The organism is Desulfosporosinus sp. HMP52 (assembly GCF_000765145.1).
In the GTDB taxonomy this organism is placed as follows: Bacteria; Bacillota; Desulfitobacteriia; order Desulfitobacteriales; family Desulfitobacteriaceae; genus Desulfosporosinus.
Window position 1 is genome coordinate 19,486 of record NZ_JMGA01000017.1, and the last position, 24,488, is coordinate 43,973.

A 24,488-nucleotide genomic window follows, 5' to 3' on the forward strand; every position below is an offset into this window, starting at 1 on the left:
AAAACCTCTATTCACTTTCTAACCAAATATATTTAACCATAAGAACTATGTGTATGCCTAGTACCTTTATTAATCTCTTGGTAAACATTGTGAAATCTTTGGTGTTTAGTTTGCTGACCAGAAATTTTGAGCAGATGAAAGAATACTATCACAGGTCCTGCAGCAGGTAATACTTTTCCATTCCTCGGGAAACAACCTTTTATAGGCAGTCTTTGAGAAACGTTCATCGATGAGTAAAACTACCCCGCGATCTTTCTCAGTTCGAATTACTCTTCCCACTGCTTGTAATACTTTGTTCATACCAGGATACATATAAGCAAATTCAAAACCTAATTGACATGAAGCTTCGAAATACGTACGGATTATCTCTCGCTCCATGCAAACTTGGGGCAACCCTACCCCTACTACAATCGCTCCCGAAAGCCTCTCCCCAATAAGATCAATACCCTCACCAAAAATCCCTCCAAGTAAAACAAATCCAACTAAAGTCTGCTCGGGATTTTGCGAGAACTTTTTCAAAAAAGCTTCCCGCTCTTCTTCCTTCATATCAGAAAACTGACAAATTACCTCAACCTGTGGTTCAAGTTCCCTAAATCTTGAATAAACTTCCTTCATATAGTGATACGAAGAGAAAAAGGCAAAATAATTACCCATTCTGGTTAGTACCAATGCCTGAATCGCTTCAGCAACTTGATCGTAGGTTGAATTACGTTGTTTATACTTGGTCGAAATCCGATCATTCACAAGCAAACATAGGTTCTCTGCTGGAAAAGGAGATGATAACTTGAGCTTATAGGAGGTTTCCTCCCCACCCAGAATATTCATAAAATAATCCATCGGACTCAATGTGGCAGAAAAGAGAACCGAAGATCTACCTCTTCCCAAGGCTTCCATAAGACGCATTGATGGATCTAGACAAAACAATTTTATCTGAAAATCATCTCCAGTAAGATACTTATAAGTAATATAACGTTCATCATAACTATCAGCCGTTCTTGTAAAGCTAAGAGCTTGGAAATATTGGTCTAAGAGATGCTCTTGCCAGGAATAGGGTTGATCATTTGTCTTCAAAAAGTATTCAGCCTCTTTAATAAAATTCCTCAAAGCTTGTATCAATCCGTTTGGAGGCTCCTTTTGTACACTCTCTCCATTTCCCGTTGTCTCAGTACAATCTTTTTTTTCATTAACCAGGGCCGTGTTAACTTTGGTCAGACTTTTGGTCAGCCGTTTATTATCATCTTTGGTCTTTCTTTTTAAGCTCAGCCAAGATTCTTTTCCCAACTCAGCCGAGAACATATCCCTTGCTCTGTCCACTAAGTTATGGGCTTCATCTATCAGAAAGGTGTACTCGCCCCCTTCAAGAAATAAATGTTTCAAGTAAACCCGAGGATCAAAGACATAGTTATAATCACAGATAACCACATCTGCCCAATTTGCTAATTCCAAAGAAAATTCAAAGGGACAGATTGAATGTCGTCGTGCATGATTTTCAACCGTTTGCCTCGTCCAAGCATCTTCATTGAACATTTCATCGACTGCCACTCTTAAACGATCGTAATATCCTCGCGCAAACTGGCAATCTTCAGGCAAACACGACTCTTCCGGCAGAAAGCAAATCTTACTTTTGGCAGTTAAAGTCAAGCGTTTAATCTTTAGGCCTTGGATATCTAAATCCAGCAAAGCTTTTTCAGCAACGGTACGAGTAATGGTTTTTGCGGTAAGATAAAAAATCTGCTTGGTATGCCCTTCTGCCACAGCTTTTAAGGCTGGAAATAATGCGCCGATTGTCTTTCCAATACCTGTAGGAGCTTGGGCAAATAGTTTTTGAGTTTGTTTAATCGTTTGATAAACAGCTACAGCTAATTCTCGCTGACCCGGCCTATAAGTTCCGAAAGGAAATTGGATTGTTCGAATGCTTTCGTCTCTTTTCACAATCCATTCTTGCAGTCGATATGCCCAAACCAAGTACTCTTCAACTAGATTAATGAAGAATTCCTCGAGCTCTATGAAAGTAAATTTCCGCGAAAACCTTTTAATTTGATTCGTATCCAGCTGAACGTAGGTAAGCTGTGTCTCCATGGCCTCTAAACCCTCTTGGCTCGCATACATGAATGCATAACACTGGGCCTGAGCCCAGTGCAAATCGTTATAGGATTCATCAATTAGATCTAAGTCCAAGGACGTAGTTTTAATTTCATCAATACATGAAGTTGTTTCCTTGATTATTATTCCGTCAGCACGACCATTAACCTCTAAGGTGAGACTTTCACACAGATTACTTTTATAACTTGATAGATGTTCAGGATTAGGATACGAGTAGCTAAGGGACACTTCCGGTACATAGTCGGATCCGCCGATTTTCTGGATAAACTGATGAGCTTTGATTCCCTCCAAGGCCCTGGAAGCACCAATAGAACCCGGTTGAAGATCCCCACGCCTTAGTACAAACTCAACTAAATTTCGCACCGAAATCTTAACTATCACTGCAGATTAAAATCCTCCCTTTATTCCTTAAAACATTTTTCTTTTAGCAAGAAAAATAACACCACCAAAGCAGAGAACAACAGACATACCTACGATAATTAGAAAACCATGTTCTGATGTCTGGAATGGAATATTTACGTTCATCCCAAAAAAACTTGCCAGCATAGTAGGCAGGGCTAAAATTATAGTAATTGACGCCAAAAACTTCATCACCATATTTAAGTTATTAGAAATAATAGAAGCAAAAGCATCCATCATACTACTTGAAATATTACTATAGGTTTCTGCCATCTCAACTGCCTGTTTATTCTCGATAATAACGTCTTCTAACAAATCCTGATCCTCTTCATAGATTTTCAAGACTTTTGTTCTTAGAAGCTTCTGCATAACTTTATCATTAGACTTTAAGGATGTCGTAAAATACAATAGACTTTTTTGAAGATTAAGCAGCCTAATTAATTCTTGATTTTTCATGGATTTGTGGAGGGTTAGCTCAATCTCGTTGGTTTTCTTTTCAATCTCCCGAAGAAATGATAAATATAATGTGGCACTTTTATAGAGAATTTGAAAGAGAAATCTGGTCTTCTTATAGGTTTCCAGGCCGCGAACTTTTCCGCATTCAAAATCTTTTAGCACGTCAACTTCTTGTAAACACACCGTTACAAAATGATCCTTTGTCAAAATAATCCCTAAAGGAATTGTATCATAAATCACGGTGGCATCCTGTCTAATTGGGACGTTAATAATCACGAAAATTTGATCATTCTCCGCTTCAATCCTAGGCCGCTCTTCATCATCTAAGGCGTCTCTAATAGAAAACTCATTTTCTAAATTTAATGCTTTTGTTATTATAGCAATTTCTTCTTCCGATGGATTTATCATATTTACCCAGGAACCTTTAACCTCTGGTTTGTCAGTTTTGACAATAGTATTGTTAATTGTATTATATACGGCTATCATTTTGCGCCCCCCCACTTCCAAATCTGAAACCAGAATAGCTCCTATAGATCTTTTCAATCAGTCATTTAAATTTCCACAATATACGTTAACATAAACTAGCTTACTATACAATTTTACTACTAGTTTTTACATCTAAGTAATAATTAGTCGAGTATGTAGAGAAGATTCGCAAACCTCAGAAATCTCACCTTTGAAGTCGAATTTCTTTAGGTATAATATTCTAATAGTGAATAAGAGGTTAATCAATACTGTCTTCAAGAATAGATATTGGAAATTACTCAAGGTATTAATCCATCGTTCTTTGATATTTTTTTGGTGACAAAGCCTTATGAAAGTATCGCATATATCGAAAAGGTCATACAGAAGGCCCGCAACAAAAATTCAGTTGTTGCGGGCCCTCTGTCAATTATCATTTCTGCAAACTTACTTTATAATACTCTTACCCATGAGGTATTTATCAACTTCTCGAGCAGAAAGTTTCCCTTCTTGCAGAGCCCAGACAATGAGACTCTGACCTCTCCTCATATCCCCAGCGGTGAATACCTTATCGACGTTGGTCTTAAAAACCTCGTATTCAGCTTTTACATTACTTTGGAGGTCTCTGTCAAGTTTGAGCTCATTAGCAATCGTATCCTCCGGGCCTAGAAATCCCATGGCTAAGAGAACCAGATCCGCTTTCCAAATCTTTTCGGTTCCGGGAACCTCCTGAGGCACCATTCTTCCCGAGGGACTCTTGACCCAATTGATTTCTACTGTGTGTACTTCACTGACCTCACCATTTTCATTTCCAACAATCTTTTTTGTAGAAATAAGATAGTTTCTTGGATCCTTACCATACAAACTTATGGCTTCTTCTTGACCGTAGTCCACATTGAGTTTCTTCGGCCATTCCGGCCAGGGATTAGACTCTTCTTTTCTCTCGGAGGGTGGTTCAGGCATGATCTCAAACTGGTAGACGCTCTCACAGCCGTGCCGTATCGAAGTGGCTACGCAGTCTGTTCCTGTGTCCCCTCCCCCGATGATAATAACATTCTTGCCTTTAGCACTAATGAAATTGCCATCTTGCAGCTTTGAATCCAATAGGCTCTTTGTATTAGCCTTTAGAAAATCCACAGCAAAGTGAACACCTTGGAGATCTTTCCCTTCAACGTCAAGCCCACGTGCTTTGGTTGCCCCTGTGCATAACACTACTGCATCATACTGATCAACCAACTCCTGAGCACTGAGGTCTTTACCCACTTCTGTATTTAGAACGAATTGAATTCCAGATTCCTTCAGTAACGCAAACCGTCTTTCAATAATTTGTTTCTCAAGCTTCATGTTGGGGATCCCGTACATCATTAAACCACCGACTCTGTCGCTTCTCTCATAGACAGTGACGTTATGCCCCACGGCATTTAAATAATATGCCGTGGATAGTCCTGCGGGGCCGGAACCGACAATTGCTATTCTCTTTCCTGTGGCTTTACCCTTTCGGGGCTTTACCCACCCTTCAGCAAAGGCTTTCTCAATGATCTCATACTCAAGACTGTTGATAGTAACAGGCTCCATGATATAGCCTTCAGTACAGGCACCTTCACAGGGTGCAGGGCAAACTCTGGACGTAAATTCCGGGAAAGGGCTGGTTCTAGTCAGCCTTTTATAAGCATCTTCCCACTGACCCTTAAAGATCAGTTCGTTCCACTCCGGAATTAAATTGTGCAGAGGACATCCCGAGGCCATGCCATTTAACAACACACCACCGTGACAGAAAGGTACTCCACAGTTCATACATCGTGCACCCTGAGTTTTTATAACATCAGGATCCCGTGAAAGTCTTATCTCATTCCAGTCTTTGATTCTTTCCTCTGGGGAACGTTTCTTCGGTTTAACTCTCTTGTACTCTAAGAATCCAGTCGCTTTTCCCATTTCAGTCCCACCTCACACTTAAGTCCTGGAAACATCTTTAAAATTCTCTTTAAAGGCAACCAGTAAGGCCTCTTCACCTTCTAAGCCGGCCTTATGAGCTTTATCAATGTTCTCAAGCATACGTTTGTAATCCTTTGGAATGACCTTAGTGAATCTTAGTGAATAGCTTTTCCAGCTCTCCAGAACCTTCTTGCCCAGAGGACTGCCGGTATTCTCGACATGCTTTTGAATCATTTCCCGAATTTCATTCATTTCTTCTTCAGATCCAATTTTCTCCAGTAAAACCAGTGATTTGTTGCAATATGCTTCATCAAAATCAAGAAGGTAGGCTATTCCACCAGACATTCCGGCTGCAAAGTTCCTTCCTGTTTTGCCCAGAATAACCACTTTGCCTCCGGTCATATATTCACAGCCATGGTCGCCTACACCTTCGACAACTGCTTTTACCCCACTGTTCCTTACACAGAATCTTTCTCCCGCTATCCCATTGATATAGGCTTCCCCTGAAGTTGCTCCGTAAAAAGCAACATTTCCGATCAAGATATTCTTCTCAGGTTCAAAGTCAGAAGTTTTCGGAGGATAAACCGAAATTTTTGCCCCTGAAAGACCTTTTCCTAAATAGTCGTTAGAATCTCCTTCCAATTCGAGGGACAATCCTTTCGGGGTAAATGCCCCAAAGCTTTGTCCCGCTGACCCCACAAAGGTAAGCTTAATTGTATCTTCAGGAAGTCCTGCTTCTGCGTATCTCTTAGAAATTTCGCTTCCGATGACTGTGCCGACAACTCGGTCCACATTATTGATCTTGAGTTTGGCCCGAATTGGTGTTTGATTCTCAAGAGCAGGTTTACAAATTCTCAGAAGTTTTTTGACATCCATTGTTTGTTCCAGCATATGGTTCTGGGGCTGGGTATTGAATCGACTGATATCTGCGCCGGCATATGGTTGATAAAGAATCTGGGATAGGTCTAAGTGTTTAGCCTTCCAGTGCTTTACATTCTCTTTTGCTTTTAGTTTATCCGAACGTCCAACCATCTCATTGATGGTTCTAAAGCCCAGCTTAGCCATAAGCTCACGCATTTCCTGAGCAATAAATCTCATAAAGTTTTCAACATGTTCTGGTTTCCCTGTGAAGTTTTTCCTCAAAGTTTCATCTTGAGTAGCTATTCCCACAGGGCATGTGTTTAGATTACAAACTCTCATCATCACACATCCCAGGGCGATTAACGGTGTTGTTGCAAATCCGTACTCTTCAGCCCCAAGCATAGCCGCAATAACTACATCTCGGCCTGAAAGCAATTTGCCATCAGTTTCGACAACTACTCTATCTCTCAACTTGTTTAGAACCAAGGTCTGATGAGTCTCGGCAAGTCCCAGTTCCCATGGAAGTCCTGAGTTCTTGATACTTGTTCTAGGTGAGGCCCCGGTTCCTCCGTCATATCCACTGATAAGAATGACGTCAGCTTTTCCTTTTGCTACTCCTGCAGCGATGGTTCCAACTCCAACTTCGGAAACCAATTTAACGTTAATTCGTGCATCCCTGTTGGCGTTTTTTAGGTCATATATTAGCTCTGCCAAATCTTCAATGGAATAAATATCATGATGGGGTGGAGGTGAAATAAGATCTACACCTGGGGTTGAATGCCTTACCTTAGCTATGCTTGGGTAAATCTTTCGTCCCGGAAGCTGGCCACCCTCACCTGGCTTGGCACCCTGAGCCATCTTAATTTGAATCTCCTGAGCATTTACCAAGTAGTTGCTGGTAACCCCAAACCGCCCGGAAGCAACTTGCTTAATAGCACTGTTTTTTGTATCTCCGTTGGCCATTACTTTAAAGCGTTCGCTGTCTTCTCCACCTTCACCGGAGTTACTTTTACCACCAAGCCTGTTCATGGCAATAGCCAGACACTCATGGGCCTCTTTGCTGATAGATCCATAGGACATAGCTCCGGTCTTAAATCGTTTGACAATCGAATCAACCGACTCTACTTCCTCAATGGGAATGATGTCATCGGCATTAACCTTAAAATCCAGAATATTTCTTAAGGTGTAGAGTTCGTCATCATTAACCTTTTTAGAATACTCTCTATAGAGGTGGTAGTTTCCTTCCCTACATGCTCTTTGCAGCATATAGATAGTTTCAGGATTATAGAGATGGATTTCCCCATCATCCTTACATTGGAAGTGTCCGCCTACTTCAAGCGAATCAGTGTAGAGTGAATTCTCATCGAAAGCGCTTTCGTGCCGCATTTGATTTTCCTGGGCAATTTCTTCAAGTCCTATACCCTCTAGTCTGGAGGGGGTAAAAGTGAAGTATTTGTCAATAAGCTCCTTTTTAAGCCCTACGGCCTCAAAAATTTGGGCACCATGATAACTTCTCATCGTGGAAATCCCCATTTTTGTGAGTACCTTAAGAACCCCTTTTACCGCAGCTTTGATATAATTCTTTTTAGCCTCTTCATAACTAAGCCCGTTTAATACGTCTTTTTCAGCAAGGTCTTGAATTGTTTCATAGGCCAAATACGGGTTGATTGCAGTGACCCCATAACCAATTAAGGTACAGAAATGGTGGACTTCTCTCGGCTCACCAGATTCTAAGACTATTCCTAAATTTGTTCGAATTTCTCGTCTAATTAGATGGTGATGAAGTCCTGAGGATGCTAAAAGCGCAGGAATTGCTGCAAACTCCTCATTGACGCCCCGATCTGAGAGGATAATAATATTTGCCCCTTCACTGATAGCCTTGTCGGCTTCTGCGAAAACTCTATCTAAAGCCTTTTCCATAGAGCTTACCCCTTCCGAGGCCTTATAAAGTATGGAAAGGGTGGCAGCTTTGAGCCTGCCATTGTTTAGCTGCTTAATGGTTTCAAGTTGTTCATTAGTCAGTATAGGGTAATCAAGGGACAGACTAGCTGAGTTTCTTTGATCAGGATCAAGAAGGTTTCCCGTATCACCCAGCAACACGCTGCTTGATGTAACTATTTCTTCTCTTATTCCGTCAATAGGAGGATTAGTAACTTGAGCAAAGAGCTGTTTAAAGTACAGATACAACATCTGGGGTTTCTCTGATAATACCGCTAATGGTGAATCCATACCCATCGCGCCTATAGGATCAACCCCTTGGGTTGCCATAGGCTGAATAGTCATAGTAATATCTTCAAAGGTATAACCAAAAGCCTTCTGTTGCTGAATTAGGTCTTCACTTACCTTCTCTTCCTTTACCTTCTCAACAGGCAGATCGCTGAGTTTGACGATATGGCGGTTGTTCCATTCTTCATAAGGATGCATTATTGATACACTTTGCTTTAACTCTTCATCTGAGATGATTCTTTGCGCTTGAGTATCAATAAGCAGCATTTTGCCAGGTTCCAACCTGCCCTTATATTTTACATTTTCAGGTTTTATATCAATTACCCCGACCTCTGAGGCCAAGACAACTTTATCATCTTTTGTAACGTAATACCGAGAAGGTCTGAGTCCATTTCTGTCTAATACCCCACCGATGACCACACCGTCGGTAAATCCCATGGCAGCCGGACCATCCCAGGGCTCCATTAGAAAGTCATGGAATTGATAAAAGTCCTTCTTTTCTTTAGACATTTGCTCATTCTTTTCCCAGGGTTCAGGGATCATCATCATTACGGAGTGCGGCAGCGACCTGCCGGTTAGGTGAAGAAATTCCAAACTGTTGTCGAACATAGCGGAGTCACTGCCCGACTCGTCCACAATAGGATAGACTTTTGAGAGATCCTCAAATAGCGGGGAAGCGATACACTTTTGTCTGGCCTTCATCCAGTTTACATTGCCTCGAATGGTATTAATCTCACCATTATGAACAATGTATCTATTAGGATGAGCCCGCTCCCAGCTTGGGAAGGTGTTGGTGCTGAACCTTGAGTGAACCATTGCTAAAGCTGATACGAAATCAAGATCAGAAAGATCGAGATAAAAGTTTCTCAATTGCTCAGCTGTGAGCATGCCCTTATAGACAATTGTTTTGCAGGAAAGGCTGGCAACATAGAATGTTCCCCCCTTATCTTCACACATGGGAACAATCACTTGCTCGGCCCTTTTTCTGATAATATATAGCTTTCTTTCGAAGTCCATCTCATCAGTAATGCTAGGATCTTTTTCGATAAAAACCTGAATAAATCTGGGCATTACCGCTTTTGCGCCTTCGCCGATGGTTGATTTATCGATGGGAACTTCTCTCCAGCCGAGAATCTTCTGGCCTTCTTCCTGAACGATTCTTTCAAAGGTCTCTATCTGGGTTTTTCTAAAATCATCATACTTATGGGCAAAAATCATCCCTACGCCGTAGCTGCCTTTTTTCGGCATTTTAAAACCTAAAACTTCACATTCCCTTTGGAAGAAATCGTGAGGTATTTGAATCAGTATTCCGGCGCCATCACCTGTGTTTTCATCCGCCCCGCTTGCCCCTCTGTGGCTTAAGTTTTCCAATACAGTTAAGGCCTCATCTATAATGCCATGAGACTTTTCGCCCTTGATATTCACAACGAATCCCATTCCACATGCATCATGCTCTAATGCTGGATCGTAAAGCCCTTGTTTCATTGGCAAACCATAACTTTGCATATTACTCACCCTTCGTTGCGAATTTTAAATATATAAAGCAAAAAAGCGACTCTAAAAGAATGTACCTCAACCCCGAAGTACAATTTTCTTTTTGAGCGCCTTTGCTCTACATTATTCATCTTAGTGTGTTTGTTTAAACTTAACATAAGAACCCTTACGATTCAACCGTTTATAACATGGATTGACCATAAAATCAGCAAAGAATCCTGTATACTTTACGAATTGATTGTATAGTTTCCTTTTTCCATGTCTCAACCATGCAAATAGATTCGAGAAAAGTAATTATAGCGTGAATTTCTTATAGCCTAGCTAGGATCAAGTGACTCTTAGCTTCAGATGGAGTTTGCCTAAGAGGAATACTTACTCCATCTGAAGCTAAGAGGAACTTATCCAGGGACGTATCAGCCGTTATCTCATCCTCACCGCTAAAGTTGTTCTGTTTAGTTTGCGGTTCGGCGAAAGCAACCTGCGCCGTTATGCTTTTCTTTGGAGTAGGCGGCTTGGGCGAAACCCTCACCCGGGTTTCGTCACTGAATGCTTTCGTACTTATAGAAGATGGAGTCTTACGGCTGGTAGTCATCGGATAAAATCCCTGCTAGGTTATTTTGCTTTGCCAAGAAGTTAATAAGCCAAGTCAAAGACTTTTGACATTTTTTCTCCTTATAATGCCGATAAGATGGAAAAAATTACGAGGTTAGAATCGTCCAAGTTTATGGTAAACTTGAAGAACCCTGTGCGAAAAAGGGCAAATAATTTCAGATTGATGCGCTACATTGATGTACTGAAAAAAGGAGGCCGAGATGAAGTATCGTAAATTGATTAGATTAGCTATTGTACCCATATTAGTGGCAACTTTTATCGCAACAACAGCAACTTTATCTCTGGCTAGTATCAGCATTAATCCTCGCCTTTATGGTTCAGATCGATACGAAACTTCAATTGCCATTGCGAATCAGTTTTCTAATCAAAGGGTTAGCAATGTCGTACTAGCTTCCGGCAATGATTTTCCCGATGCTTTGTCAGCCAGTGTTTTAGCCCATGAATTAAGTGCTCCAATCTTATTGGTTGACCGTAATACCCAAACATCTAAAGCAGCTCTAGATTATATTCAAGCCCATCTGCCACCGCAAGGCACAGTATATATAACCGGCGGTACTAGCGTAATAGGGAGCGATTTTGATAGCGTGCTTTCTAGTCAAGGTTATCAAATAAAACGACTGGGTGGCGCAGACCTGTACGACACGAATGAGTTAATTGTAAACGAGTTAAACTCGACGAGTGATACTGTTTATATAGCCAGCGGTCAAAATTTCCCCGATGCGTTAGCTATTTCCAGTTTTGCTAGTCAAACCAATTCACCTATTCTATTGACGCAAACCAATAGCTTACCAAAAGGAGCACAAGAATACCTAACAAACAATAAACCAAAGAACATTTATATCGCTGGCGGAACTGCGGTTGTATCAGGCTCCGTGGAAAATGAGATTAAATCGATTTCCCCTAATTCAAAAATCACACGATTTGCAGGACAAACTAGATTCGATACAGCTTCATTAGCATATAGCCAATTAGCTGCCAACCCAAAGACAATCTACATTGCGTCAGGATTGAACTATCCTGATGCCTTATCAGGTACTATACTAGCGGCTTTAAATGGCGACCCCATTCTACTAATTGACCCCTCCACACCATTGGTACCTGATAGTATTGCTATGTATTTATCGCAGCTCTATAAAAATGGTGCAACCCCAAACGTTACCGCTCTGGGCGGGTCGGTTGTTGTACCGGATGAAGTCATTAATAATGTGGTTAACCTGTTAAATGGCCAAAGCCAATCGCCGCTATTTAATATCACCACGGTTGATTCTAGGTTGAATTTTGGCGGCTTACCTGTCAATCTGTTACCTAATAAAAACTATTGGTTCAACATTAACACTTACAAATATAACTATCCTTATAGCAGTTTTCATTCAACCGTAGGATACAATCTGTATTACTATATGCTGAATTTAGATAATCAGGTATCTGTTCACAACAGGGCTTTAGCACTTCATGGCGGGATAACCATCAATAACTGTGTTTATTTTCAAGCTGAAGCCTTGAGGAGAATAGGCTTTAATATTAGCAATTCTATGGCTAATACCATTCAATTTAGTAATTTGCTTACAAAGCTTGGTTTTAAAAAAGATACAAACATTGGCAATCTTAAGCCGGGTGATATTGTTTTCACTAAAGGATACTCCCATACCTATACATTTATGGGGTGGGTTAATCCCGGAAACTATGATTATGCATATATCGTCGATAATCAATCGAGATCATTCGGTGGTCAAGTTTACCATGTGCGAAGCACTACTGGTGATCCAGGGCAAAACACTGATGGCATGGCGTTTTTCATGTATTATTAAGGCTATATAGACAAAAGCAGAAATACCCCTATCCAATGGTATAATTATACTCTACGGATAGGGGTGTTTTTTGATGTGTGTGAAATAGGATGAAACCAAAAAAAATGATCAAACTCGCGCGCATAAGAGATTTAGTGGGCAATCTACATCCCTATCGGACACCCTTGAAGGGTGTTCGGTGTTTTGCGTTTTTCCAGGGATTTTTTCAAAATTACTGCTCCTCTTTTAACAGTCTTCGCAAAACTTTTCCTGCTCCTGTCGCCGGCAGAGATTCTCTAAATTCTACGAGTCGGGGCACCTTATAGGGTGCCATTTTTTGTTTTGCCCACTCAATAATTTTTTCAGCGGTAATATTTGCACGCTGATCAGGTTTAACTACCACATAAGCTTTGACTACTTCTCCTTTTTGAGCATCAGAAATTCCAGTAACGGCTACTTGGGCAATCCCTTCATATCTGATTAACATAGCTTCAACTTCTTCAGGAAACACACTGTATCCACTTACCTTGATCATTTCTTTGAACCGCCCACAAAAGGTAAGATAATTGTCTTCATCTAATATCCCCATATCTCCGGTGTATACCCATCCATTACTCAAGGTCTGAGTTGTTTCTTTAGGCTTATTCCAATAACCCATAAATACACCTGGATTAGAGATGACTATTTCCCCCATTTCTCCTGATGGTCTTTCCTTGCCAGTTTCGGGGTCAATAATTTTCATCTTGGTTTCATAGTTTGGAATCCCTTGAGTTCCCCACTTTACTGCTTTCGAAGGCATAAATGTATCCGCAGTATGAGTTTCGCTTAAACCATAGGCCCCTTCGCATAGTCCACACCCTCCGGTAAACTCAGCCCACTTCTGGGCGATCTCCTGATTCAGGGTAATTCCGAAGCTTGTGGCTCGACATGTTTTAAGCGAAGTGAAATTATACACTCCGGCATTCTTCACTTGCATTACCGCAATATTCATTGGGGCAACACTATACCACCAGGTACACTTATACAAATCAATTGCTTGTAAAACAACAATTGGGTCAAATCGATATAGGAGCACGATGCTGGCATTTGCATATATAGGGCAGTTGACCCCCAGTAACATTCCCGCGATATGATAAAGGGGTACCACCGTTAGTAGGACATCTTCTGCCATGATTGAGCTGCTTTGAGACACTGCAGCGGCCTTAAAGAGTGCATTTTTATACGTAAGCATGGCTCCTTTTGGCTTACCAGTCGTGCCAGAAGTATAAATTAACAGACTAACATCTTCCATATCAACTTCTACGACAGAATTTAAAGCTTCCACGCCTTTAATAACCGTCAGCATATCCTGAACTCCTGATATGACTGGTTTAGGTTGAAAAAACTCTTCGGGGACATTTAGCGTCGGTTTCTCAGGGAGAAAATCACTGTAACTGGTTAGAATGATTTGCTCGATTTTAGTCTTGGATTGAACCTTTGCTATAACATCATATACGCTGTCAACAGCAACAATTACCTTGGCTTGCATATCATTTAATTGATACTCCAACTCCCACTCCTTAAATAATGGACTGCAAGGGCCAACAACCGCCCCGATTTTCTGGATACCGTAATGCGCAATGAAGTACTGAGGACTATTAGAAAGAAACAGAGCAACATGCTCCCCTTTCTTAACTCCTGATTTTGACAAATAAGTCGCAAACCCTTCGCTAAGATCATCTAATTCCTTATAAGTAATCTCCCGCCCATACCAAATAATAGCAACCTTCTCAGGGTTTAAGCGGGCATTATCTCTCAAATACTCGTGTAAAGGTTTCTGACCCTTGGAATAGTTTAACTTAGGGTCTAAATCTCCAGGCCACTCTTTGCGCATACCTTCATCCATGCTGACTACCTCCTCAAATTTCTTTGTTCATCTCTTAGAAATATTTTGGGTAATCACTTAATTAAGGCTTAATGTAAAATAATAATGCTATGAAACAATTAATTTATAGAATTTTCTGATATATTTGCTCAAAAAAAATATCACCTTTTTGCTTATGCCTCAGCCTCCCACCGGTTTTACCTCCTCTTACTCCGTCTCCAACCCATCAACCAGAAATCAAGAGGATATTGCGCCAAGGTTCACTTCCTTGAGCGCCCCTAGAGGTTGGCGCAATTCCTTCAGCATCTAACGAGCCCGTAATACGTAACGTGTGTGAACGGACAATTTTACCCTTACTTTCACAGACCCTAATTTGCCCCTTACTTTCACAACCCCAAACATACACTTATACACTCCTACGTTCCCAGCCCAGTCGCCAGAAACTAAGGGGACAATTGCTTTAGTGAACACTTTAGTGAAGTTCACGTTAAAGCGAGTGCCGATGCTGAAGGCCAATTGCGACCAGGTTCACTTCTCCGAGCGCCCCAGAGGTTGGCGCAATTCCTTCAGCATCCAACGAGCCAGTGAACGTAACGTGTGTGAACAGGCAATTTTACCCTTACTTTCACAGACCCTAATTTGCCCCTTACTTTCACAACCCCAAACATACACTTATACACTCCTACGTTCCCAGCCCAGTCGCCAGAAACTAAGGGGACAATTGCACAGTGAACACTTTAGTGAAGTTCACGCTACAGCGAGTGCCGATGCTGAAGGCCAATTGCGCCCAGGTTCACTCCCTTGAGCGCCCCTAGAGGTTGGCGCAATTCCTTTAGCATCCAACGAGCCAGTGAACGTAACGTGTGTGAACAGGGCAATTAGCCCCTTACTTTCACAAAACCCCAATTTGACCCTTACTTTCACAGACCCCTTACTTTCACAAACCCTATAGTAACTCGTAAACCCCGGCAGCCCCCATGCCGCCGCCGATACACATGGTCACCATACCATATTTCAGCTTCCGCTTAGTCATTTCACTTAACAGCGTAGCGGTAAGCTTTGCACCAGTACAACCGAGGGGATGCCCAAAAGCAATCGCCCCTCCATTAACATTTACTTTTGCAGGGTCTATCCCCAGAGTTTTTAAGATTGCCAGTGATTGAGACGCAAAAGCTTCGTTCAGTTCGAATAAATCAATTTGATCCAAGGTTAATCCAACTTGTTTTAGAACTTTAGGAATAGCCTTAATCGGGCCAATACCCATAAGCTCCGGTTCCACACCTGCCACGGCAAATCCACGCCAGACAGCCAAAGGTTTTATGCCTAAATCCTTAACTTTCCGTTCCGACATCAAAAGAGTCATTGCCGCTCCGTCACTGGTCTGAGAAGAATTCCCAGCCGTGACAGAGCCACCGGCCTTGAAAACAGGTCTTAATTTTGCCAAAGACTCAACCGTGGTTTCAGGGCGAATCCCCTCATCTTTGCTAAACCATTTTTCTCCCGGTTTTCCCCATGTTGGCAATGGAACGTGCACAATCTCATCATCAAAGCGCCCACTGGTTTGAGCAGCCCAGGCTTTCTTATGGCTTCCGGCTGCAAACTCATCTTGTTGTTCACGGCTCACCTCGTACTTTACCGCTACATTCTCAGCAGTAATGCCCATGGAAATATATGCTTCAGGGCAGTTTAGGATCATATATGGATTCGGCGCAGGTTTGGCCCCCCCCATGGGAACCATGGACATGCTCTCAATCCCTCCCCCAATCATAACATCTGCTTCACCCAAGCGAATTCGATCTGCTGCCATGGAAATAGCCTGCAGCCCTGATGAGCAAAAGCGATTAATCGTTACTCCGCACACATCAATTGGGAGACCTGTGCGCAAAGCCATAATTTTGGCAACGTTCATTCCCTGTTCTGCTTCAGGAAAGGAACAACCAATAACAAGATCTTCAATGTCTTTGGTATCAAGAGCCGGTACACTTTTAAGGATGTCCTGGATAACATAAGCACCTAAATCGTCGGGTCTGACTTGGGCCAAGGATCCTTTCCCCGATTTTCCGATAGCAGTTCGTTTGGCTTGTACAATAAAGGCTTCTTGCATTCTTCTCCCCCCTAATTCCGTAATGGCTTGCCTTTGGCGAGCATATGCCGAATACGATCCTGGGTCTTCGCTTCGCCTAGTAAGCTCATAAAGGCTTCTCGTTCAAGATCCAAGAGATATTGCTCGTCAACGAGCATTCCTGCAGGACGATTTCCACCGGTCATAGCATAAGCAAGCTTTTTACCCATATGCTGGTCATAATCCGAGATATAGTTTCCTTGGCGCATGCCATATAAGCCCAGCTCCAAAGTACCACGAACACCGGGACCAGCGATTTTAACCTTCTTCGGCAGATTTGGCCTGAAGTTTCGTGCCAAATCAATCACTCGGGCCTTAGCATCTAAAATTATATGTTCAGAATTCATGCTATAACGATCATGATCACGCAAGTATCCAAGCTGCCGGGCTTTTTCGGCACTTGTTGAGACCTGGGCCATAGCAATTGCTTCAAACCGCTTAGCAAAGAAATAATCTGGTGCCACTTGAATCCCGGGAAGAATACCTTCCATTGCTCTTACAGCCATTTCTTTGGTTCCACCGCCGCCGGGGATTAAGCCAACCCCCATTTCCACGAGTCCCATATAGGTTTCTGAAGAGGCTTGAATAGCGTGAGTGTGCAAGCAAATTTCCGCGCCGCCACCAAGTGTCATCCCAAAAGGAGCCGCAACAACAGGTTTCTTAGCATATTTCAAAGCCATCGTCTGATCCTGTAAAGCACGAATCATCAAGTCAATTTGATCCCAATTTTCTTCTTCCGCTTCCATGAGAATAAGCATCAAATTCGCACCCACGCAGAAGTTCTTTCCTTGATTTCCGATTACCATACCCAGGTAATTCTTTTCAACTTCTTGAAGTGATTTTTGGATCATGGTTACGATATCTTCGCCAATAGAATTGTTAGGGGAGTGAAATTCTAAGCAAGCAACTCCATCTTCAAGATCAATTAAGCTTGCTCCCGCGTTCCCCATAATAACCTTACCGGCTTTATGTGCTTGTTTAAAGGAAAAGGCATAAGGGCTTATGGGTTTTTGATGATAATTCCCATCCCCATAATAGGCGGTCTGTCCATCTTCCGTCTTCTGATAAAAACTTGTATATCCTTTAGAAAGCAGTTCATCCACTAGTGGTGGAATTGTGCCTCCTTCGGCGAGGATACGATCAGCAATTGCTTTAACTCCCAAGGCATCCCACAATTCAAAGGGACCCATTTCCCAGTTATAGCCCCACCTCATGGCTTGATCGATGGCAGTAATATCCTCGGCTATATCCTTGACGATAGTAGCAGCATAAAGCAGGGATGCTTTCAACACATTCCAAGCAAACTCTGCTCCCACATCATCACCATTAACTAAGGTACGAAGCTTTTCCTGCAACCCTTTAGCCTGTTTTGCCTTTTCTAAGGAAGCAAATTGAACCTTTTTCTGTGGGCCATAGGTCAAAGTATTAATGTCCAAGACTTCAATGACTTTTCCTTGTGGCCCTTTAGTCTTTTTGTAAAAACCCTGCTTGGTCTTATCCCCTAACCAACCATTTTTCAACATAGTATGAATGAACTCCGGCAGAATGAAACTGTCTTTTTCGCCAGGCACACCTTCGGCAACATTATTGTTTGAATGAATAAAAGTATCCAAACCAACAAGATCTATGGTGCGGAATGAGGCACTCTTTGGACGACCCATAACCGGTCCGGTTAAGGCATCGACTTCCTCTACAGTTAATCCTGTTCGAAGCATTTCCTTAAGTATTACCGGTGAACCTATAGCACCGATGCGATTGGCAATAAAGTTAGGGGTATCCTTGCACATAACCACCCCTTTACCTAAGACACGTTCTCCAAACTCGACAATGAATTTGACAACCTGGGGATCAGTATTGGGGCCAGGTATGATCTCCAGTAGTTTCATATAACGTGGCGGATTAAAGAAATGGGTTCCCAAGAAATAATTTGTAAAGCTCTCTGGAAGCCCCTCAACCATTGCTTTTAGGGAAATCCCTGAAGTATTTGAACTAACAATAGTCCCCGGCCGAACAACCCCAGCAATCTTTTGGAAAAGATCAATCTTTATATCCAGGCGCTCGACCACAACCTCAATGACCCAATCCACTTCATTTAAGCGTCCTAAATCATCGCTTAGGTTTCCTACCTCTATACGATCTGCAAACTCCGGTACTAAAAGTGGAGCGGGATTCATTTTTATCAAGTTGCCTTTATTCCCTTGCGCAATGCTATTTCGAACCTTAGGGTCTTCAAGGGTCAATCCTGCAGTCTCATCCTTTGCTGAAAGCTTAGATGGTACAATATCCAGTAACAGGCTTGGAATCCCGGCATTAGCCAAAAGTGCTGCAATCGTACTTCCCATGACACCTGATCCTATTACCGCTACTTTATGAATCTGCATTTAAATCCTCCTCTCATTTCTTGAGTTTCCTGGTATCTTTTTACCTCCCTATGAACGTTCATAATTATTCAACTGACCAATCCCCAATCTTAAAACCATCCGTTTCTTTGTAACGATCTATCAAGTAGTGCCGAAAACGCACATACTCTTTATAGTCGCACCTAATCCCCTCTTCATCCAAGGCCTCAACGAACTTTTCTAAGTCAGGCGGACACCCCCAAAGTTGGATAGCCTTCTTAATATTGGGATTCTCTTTATTCAAGTGACAAGCGCACTTACCAAAGAGAACTGTCTTGTCAAAACCGCTGGAGGCGATCTTCTGCTTGCCGCTGACTAGCTCTACGTTAGGGAAAGGCTCGCCCTTAAAGGCTGACCCGAAAAGTATCAACATTGGATTGTACTGAACTGAACAGCCTGTGCACAAACTGCTGTCATACTTGCGAATTGACAGTCCAGTTATTCCCCGTTTTTGAAATCCGATAGGACCGGTGTCATCTTCTGACCATTCCCAATCGTAGTCCACATATTCCTGATGATCTATAACACTTTCCCCTTTGACCTCATAATCTGCCAGTTCTAAACTATAGCCGTGACGTTGGGCATAATTGGTTAGATGGATCACCTCCTTCGCTTCATAGCCTAAGACAGCCGACCCTACAAGATCACAAGCAAAAGGATCACGAGACGCTATCAAGAGATCTTTTCTAAACGCCTTTCCAGTTGGTCCGGGACCTTTTTCTAAGGTATAAAGGCCATCTATTATAGTCAAGGCGACGGGTAACTTTTCAATAATTCGAGGAAACATGCTGCTTAGTTCCTTATCACCCACACCATGACAAGTCTGTTTTGACTTCTTATTGAGGCATCCTTTGAGATTTTTGATGCCCAAAGACACTTTTGCTATATTGTGAGTTTTTAAAACCGGTACATTAATAATTTTGTCTGCTTCCAAAGCAGATTTGGCAATATCAAGTATTAAACCTTCTCCGTAGTCTAATGTTGTAAATTCTGCTTGGTTAAAGTCCACAAGTTTAACACCGAAACGTTCTTGTAACTTTTTATATCCAATCCTGTCATAAACAGCATCTCCCTGGGGCTTTGACGTAAGAACTGCGCCTTCACCAATTGTCAAATCATTAAAACCATGCTCCGCCAAAATCCGAACTAACGCACCCATCACTGCACTAGTGGTAATGACACCGTAAGGAGGAAAAGGCAAATCAAAATCCCAACTGACGATGTTCGGTTTAATAAGGATCTTATCATTCGTATTTAGACCAGTAAGTCCATCGCACAATCTCAGACATTCTTGGAGAGATTCATAAACATCCGTTACTTTAACAAGAGAAACCGCTTTTTTGATCATAGAAGCTACCTTCTCCTTCTGAAAAGATTGGTTGGCAGTTCACTCATAAGCATAAAAACCCTTTTTCGTCTTCCTACCCCATTCTCCCTTAGCAAACTTCTCTACAATTAATGGTGACGGCTTATCTTTAGGATCTTGAGTTTCTTGATACCTTTCCATACCGATATAATAAGCTAGGTCTATGCCCGTGAAATCCAGCAAACGGAAAGGGCCCATGGGATGACCTAAGGCATTGGTTACTGCCACATCAATCTCCTCAGGTGTGGCAATCCCCATATCAGCCAGAAACTGAGCCTCATGGTGAAGTGCTGCAAGGATTCGATTAACTAAAAATCCATAAATCTCCTTCTTGAGTAAAACACCATTCTTGCCCATTTTTTCGCATAAATCCATTGTTAACTGTGCAGTTTCCATAGAAGTATGTGGGCCTTGCACTACCTCAACAAGCTTCATGACAAGGGCAGGATTGAAGAAATGCATATTGCATACTTTATCCGGCCGTTTCGTGGCATCTGCTATCTTAGAACTAACAATAAAGGAACTGTTGGTTGCCAAAATAGCCTGAGGAGGTGTAATCCTGTCTAAGTCTGCAAAGAGCTTTCGCTTTACATTGATCATCTCCACGGCAGCCTCAATGACAAAATCTGCATCTCCCGCTGCTTCTTCAAGGCTTTGGGTAAAGGAAATATTGGACAATCCTTGGTCTGCCATTTGTTGAGTTAATTTGCCTTTGCTAACTCGCTCCGGCAAATAGGTGCGAGCAAATTCTTCGGCTTTTTGAAGCATTTGGAGGCTAATATCCGTACAACTGACCTTAAAGCCAGCTAATGCTGCACTCAAAGCTATTTGATGCCCCATATTTCCTGCACCAATGACACATATTTTCTTAACATCCTCTATTCTCATTGTTACCCTCCTAAAGAAAACTTGGCTGTCACTCGAAGACACTGTCTTCTCAGATGTTGCATGAGGACTAGAACCGAAAAACCCCGAACAATTAAAATGCCCCTTCCGGAATATCAATAGCCGAAGTATCTGCTTCCTTGATAATCTTCACAGTCGCCATAACATCAGGCAAAATATTTAAGATATAAAATCTGGCACTCTGTACTTTCCCTTGATAGAAGTCTTTATCATCATTGCCTTGGTTTAGTTTTGTTTGCGCCACAATTGCCTGTTGTATGAGTAAATAACCGCTATACAGTTCCGCAGTAATCCTAAGAATTCTTGTACTGTACAAAGGAACAAGTCTGATATTTTCTTTGAAGTAGCCTAACACTGTACCTAACAAGTCTTGATATGCCAACAATGCTTTGCCCAGCACCTGGAACTCCCGGGCAAAAGTTTCATGATTCTGGTTTGCCTGCACAAAAGCAGCTATTTCCATAATCCATTCTTTGAAGATGGTTCCTTTATCCAGATTCCATTTACGTCCCACTAAGTCCATGGATTGAATGAAATTAGTTCCTTCCCAAATTGAATAGATCTTCACGTCCCTTGCTTGACGAGCCACCGGATACTCCTCCGTGAAGCCGTACCCTCCTAAAACTTGAATGGCTTCGGTAATCATTAACCAACCTTGGTCAGAGCAGTAGGCTTTAACAAGAGGGGTTATAACTTCAATGAAACGTTTTGCCTTAGCTACATCAGCAGGATCATCTCCAAATTCAATTAAATCCTGAAAGAAGTAACCTTGAAAAATCATCGCTCTCATTGCTTCCAAGGTTGCCTTTTGAGTCAGCAACATACGACGGATATCCTCATGTTGAATGATAGGAACTCTATCCCCTTTGGGATTGTGAATGGGACGCCCCTGAACACGTTCTTTAGCGTAATGTACGGAATTATTATAGGCTACAGTTGCCACTGCCAGGGCGCTGTGTCCTGTATCTAACCGTGATCCATTGATCATCTTAAACATCTGGGCCATGCCCTGTCCAAAACCTCTCTCATCAGGTGCGCTTCCTAATAACACACCCCGACATTGACCTTCTTCTCCAAAACTAAGCACTGCTGTCGAGGATCCCTTAAGACCCATTTTGTGTTCAATTCCAACTGTAGAAACGTCATTGGACTCTCCCAAACTTCCGTCTTCATTAACCCAGATCTTGGGTACAATGAATAAGGACAAACCTTTTGTGCCAGGTGCCGCTCCATCGACCCGAGCTAATACTAAATGAATGATGTTTTCAGTGAGATCGTGATCCCCGCCGGTAATAAAACACTTTGTGCCTTTCATCTTATAAATTAAGGGATCCTCTGTAGGATAAGCTTTCGAGGTCATATCCCCAACATCAGAACCACCACCAGGTTCAGTTAAACACATAGTCCCTTCCCAAATCCCCTGGAACATTTTTGGGGTATAAAGGGCAATCTGTTCCGGCGATCCAAAGGCTTTAATTACTGAACCAATACCACCACTCAAGCCGATATAGGGGGACATTGACGGGTTAGCACCAATAATAAACTCACGTACAGCTTGGTTTAGGATCTCCGGAAGTGCACCCTCTCCTTCTACGTCACTATTGCTGGCCCCCCACCCGTTTTCTTGGATATACTTGTAGGCCTTATGAAAGGATGGCGGAACAGTTACTTTTCCATCCTTGAAAATTGCTCCTATTGAGTCACCATCATCGTTTGTAGGAGCGACAACCTCTTTACACACTTTTAAAGACTGATCGAGAATTCCATCGACATCCTCAATACTCAGATAATCCTGAAAGCGTTTTAAACCAAGAATTTTACCTCCATCCAACCACTCTTTGATGATAAATTTATGATCCCGATTACTAAAAAGGAAATTACTGGCCATGGAAATCCACCCTCTCTGTTAGACAATAATTAGTACCTCTATTAAGGAATCCAAATATGGTGATTAATTTACATCTTCTTCGAATTATTTCTTTGTAGGCCTTGGCGACATACCGGCAATAGCTCGCACGATATCCTTTTTCGATTCTAGGTCATACTGGGATGTGATAGCAATCTGCTCCATAATCGGCGATCCCCCACCATGATAAGCACCATATTGAGTAGGCCCAGAAAAACTGGAAAGTCCAAAGTCAACAAAATTCAGCCAATACTTAATTTGATCCTCAATGGGGATTTTCGGATTTCTGTTAAGGTACTTTTCTAATAATTGTTTGGTCTCTGGATTTGCAAGGTCTTTTTCATAAGGGAAGGTTGCCGGCATACCACCAGCAATATTGCAGAGAATTTCTTGCTCATGGAAAACTGCCTCTCCAGTTAGACACCTGCCTACATTGGCATAGATTGAATTTGGAATATAGCCGCCGGGCCCATACTTCATAACTCCAACACCTGGAATATAGACTTCAGGCTTACCAAAATCGGAAGCAGTATAACCTGCTGCATAACCCAGTTCTCCTGTCATGATTAGTTTCGATAACATCTCACGCACATGTGGCGTATTCTCAATACCATTAATTTCTGCTGCCAGACCGCTTAGACCGATGACATAATCGAGCATGGCCGGCTTACATCCGGAGTAGGAATGCCGATGGAACAAGGCAAACAAAAGAGCAGCAATACCTCCGTGCTGAACTTCCCCACATAGGAAAACTCTTTCCCAAGGAATGAAACAATCCTCAAAGATGATATAAGAATCGGTATAGCCATACTCAATTCCCCTCTCATAATGGTCACGCTTACGAGGATTGTGTATATGAACAACCTGCTTTATTCCTTCGTAGTCAGATGGCACAGCAAAAGCCAAGGCATAAGCTTCTTCACCCTTTTTGAGAGCCCGATTAGGAACAACCAGGATTTCATCAGAGATAGAGGCTTCAGAAATGTGAACCTTAGAACCACGAACTATGATGCCGTCGCTCCTTTCTTCTACCACGTGCACATACATGTCAGGATCATCCTGTTCTGCCGGTCGTTTAAGACGAGCACCTTTAACATCAGTCTGGGCGCAGCTTGCGACTAGATCCTCTCTCTGAAACCTTTCCAACCACTTAAGCCAGTTGTCGTGATAAGCGGTTTTAGCCTTTGGTGACTTTTGTGCTTCGTAAGAAACTGCATTAATGGCATTAGCAGCATCTATTCCCATGCACCTTTGAATACACTGCCCCACCTTATTACACATAAATCTAGTCATATCTTGCTTTTTGTGCAGATCCTCTACGCTCTGATGAATATGGTTAAAACGATTAATAATTTCTCCGGTAAGATGAGATGTGGCAGTACATAGTTCCTTACTAGCCGGATCCCAAGCTGCATCAAAGGTTAAGCCCATAACATTAATCGTTCCTTCTTGACGCTCATCAAGCCTATCCATTTTCTGTCCATTGCAATAGAGGTTGTTGTTCATCTTTCCTAATCTCTCAATATACTGAGCTCTAGTCCTCATATTCAAACCCCTTTCAATTTAGGCTTAGTATTAAATCTACATAATTTT

General features: G+C 42.1%; 14 protein-coding genes. 2 read left to right on the forward strand and 12 right to left on the reverse strand.

The annotated features are described in order from the left end of the window. Window positions 1-105 precede the first annotated feature (105 nt). From DP73_RS06380 to DP73_RS06400, 5 genes are all read right to left on the reverse strand, one after another. Window positions 106-2,484, reverse strand: a complete 2,379-nt coding sequence (locus tag DP73_RS06380) for an ATP-dependent DNA helicase (RefSeq protein ID WP_034598330.1) — start codon at window positions 2,482-2,484, stop codon at window positions 106-108. Window positions 2,485-2,511: 27 nt separating this feature from the next. Continuing rightward, the gene (locus DP73_RS06385; RefSeq protein WP_034598331.1) at window positions 2,512-3,444 is read right to left on the reverse strand and encodes a magnesium transporter CorA family protein; all 933 of its coding nucleotides are present in this window, start codon (window positions 3,442-3,444) and stop codon (window positions 2,512-2,514) included. Between the two features lie 423 nt (window positions 3,445-3,867). Then, window positions 3,868-5,352, reverse strand: a complete 1,485-nt coding sequence (locus DP73_RS06390; protein WP_034598333.1) for a glutamate synthase subunit beta — start codon at window positions 5,350-5,352, stop codon at window positions 3,868-3,870. 18 nt (window positions 5,353-5,370) lie between these two features. Continuing rightward, window positions 5,371-9,945, reverse strand: a complete 4,575-nt coding sequence (gene gltB, locus DP73_RS06395; RefSeq protein ID WP_034598334.1) for a glutamate synthase large subunit — start codon at window positions 9,943-9,945, stop codon at window positions 5,371-5,373. Between the two features lie 298 nt (window positions 9,946-10,243). Continuing rightward, on the reverse strand, window positions 10,244-10,525 hold the full coding sequence (locus DP73_RS06400) for a hypothetical protein (RefSeq protein WP_034598335.1): 282 nt from the start codon (window positions 10,523-10,525) through the stop codon (window positions 10,244-10,246). Between the two features lie 220 nt (window positions 10,526-10,745). Here DP73_RS06400 and DP73_RS06405 point away from each other — a divergent pair, with 220 nt between their 5' ends. After that, window positions 10,746-12,353 carry a cell wall-binding repeat-containing protein gene (locus tag DP73_RS06405; RefSeq protein ID WP_034598336.1) on the forward strand — a complete coding sequence of 536 codons (1,608 nt, stop codon included), beginning with the start codon at window positions 10,746-10,748 and terminating at the stop codon, window positions 12,351-12,353. 211 nt (window positions 12,354-12,564) lie between these two features. Here DP73_RS06405 and DP73_RS06410 read toward each other — a convergent pair whose 3' ends face one another. Next, a complete protein-coding gene (locus DP73_RS06410; protein WP_034598338.1) occupies window positions 12,565-14,217 on the reverse strand; it encodes an AMP-binding protein in 1,653 nt (550 codons plus the stop codon). 442 nt (window positions 14,218-14,659) lie between these two features. Between DP73_RS06410 and DP73_RS23020 the strand changes: the two genes are divergently transcribed. Beyond that, window positions 14,660-15,001, forward strand: coding sequence for a hypothetical protein (locus tag DP73_RS23020; RefSeq protein WP_128751386.1), 342 nt, complete (start codon window positions 14,660-14,662; stop codon window positions 14,999-15,001). 141 nt (window positions 15,002-15,142) lie between these two features. Here DP73_RS23020 and DP73_RS06420 read toward each other — a convergent pair whose 3' ends face one another. From DP73_RS06420 to DP73_RS06445, 6 genes are all read right to left on the reverse strand, one after another. Next, window positions 15,143-16,300, reverse strand: a complete 1,158-nt coding sequence (locus DP73_RS06420) for an acetyl-CoA C-acyltransferase (protein WP_034598340.1) — start codon at window positions 16,298-16,300, stop codon at window positions 15,143-15,145. A gap of 11 nt (window positions 16,301-16,311) precedes the next feature. Further along, window positions 16,312-18,699 (reverse strand): 3-hydroxyacyl-CoA dehydrogenase/enoyl-CoA hydratase family protein, encoded by a 2,388-nt coding sequence (locus tag DP73_RS06425; RefSeq protein ID WP_034598341.1) that lies wholly within the window; start codon window positions 18,697-18,699, stop codon window positions 16,312-16,314. 64 nt (window positions 18,700-18,763) lie between these two features. Next, window positions 18,764-20,065 (reverse strand): DUF362 domain-containing protein, encoded by a 1,302-nt coding sequence (locus DP73_RS06430; RefSeq protein ID WP_034598342.1) that lies wholly within the window; start codon window positions 20,063-20,065, stop codon window positions 18,764-18,766. A 39-nt stretch (window positions 20,066-20,104) separates the two neighbouring features. Then, complete coding sequence (locus DP73_RS06435; protein ID WP_034598343.1) at window positions 20,105-20,971, reverse strand: 3-hydroxyacyl-CoA dehydrogenase family protein; 867 nt, start codon at window positions 20,969-20,971, stop codon at window positions 20,105-20,107. 91 nt (window positions 20,972-21,062) lie between these two features. Further along, window positions 21,063-22,877 carry an acyl-CoA dehydrogenase gene (locus DP73_RS06440; RefSeq protein WP_034598345.1) on the reverse strand — a complete coding sequence of 605 codons (1,815 nt, stop codon included), beginning with the start codon at window positions 22,875-22,877 and terminating at the stop codon, window positions 21,063-21,065. Between the two features lie 84 nt (window positions 22,878-22,961). Beyond that, window positions 22,962-24,440 (reverse strand): 4-hydroxyphenylacetate 3-hydroxylase N-terminal domain-containing protein, encoded by a 1,479-nt coding sequence (locus DP73_RS06445; protein ID WP_034598346.1) that lies wholly within the window; start codon window positions 24,438-24,440, stop codon window positions 22,962-22,964. Window positions 24,441-24,488 lie beyond the last annotated feature (48 nt).

Coding starts and splice junctions, on each gene's coding strand:
- DP73_RS06405 (WP_034598336.1), top strand. CDS start 10,746: ATGAAGTATCGTAAATTGATTAGATTAGCTATTGTACCCATATTAGTG.
- DP73_RS06440 (WP_034598345.1), bottom strand. CDS start 22,877: ATGGCCAGTAATTTCCTTTTTAGTAATCGGGATCATAAATTTATCATC.
- DP73_RS06420 (WP_034598340.1), bottom strand. CDS start 16,300: ATGCAAGAAGCCTTTATTGTACAAGCCAAACGAACTGCTATCGGAAAA.
- gltB (WP_034598334.1), bottom strand. CDS start 9,945: ATGCAAAGTTATGGTTTGCCAATGAAACAAGGGCTTTACGATCCAGCA.
- DP73_RS06430 (WP_034598342.1), bottom strand. CDS start 20,065: ATGATCAAAAAAGCGGTTTCTCTTGTTAAAGTAACGGATGTTTATGAA.
- DP73_RS06425 (WP_034598341.1), bottom strand. CDS start 18,699: ATGCAGATTCATAAAGTAGCGGTAATAGGATCAGGTGTCATGGGAAGT.
- DP73_RS06410 (WP_034598338.1), bottom strand. CDS start 14,217: ATGGATGAAGGTATGCGCAAAGAGTGGCCTGGAGATTTAGACCCTAAG.
- DP73_RS06445 (WP_034598346.1), bottom strand. CDS start 24,440: ATGAGGACTAGAGCTCAGTATATTGAGAGATTAGGAAAGATGAACAAC.
- DP73_RS06385 (WP_034598331.1), bottom strand. CDS start 3,444: ATGATAGCCGTATATAATACAATTAACAATACTATTGTCAAAACTGAC.
- DP73_RS06435 (WP_034598343.1), bottom strand. CDS start 20,971: ATGAGAATAGAGGATGTTAAGAAAATATGTGTCATTGGTGCAGGAAAT.
- DP73_RS06390 (WP_034598333.1), bottom strand. CDS start 5,352: ATGGGAAAAGCGACTGGATTCTTAGAGTACAAGAGAGTTAAACCGAAG.
- DP73_RS06400 (WP_034598335.1), bottom strand. CDS start 10,525: ATGACTACCAGCCGTAAGACTCCATCTTCTATAAGTACGAAAGCATTC.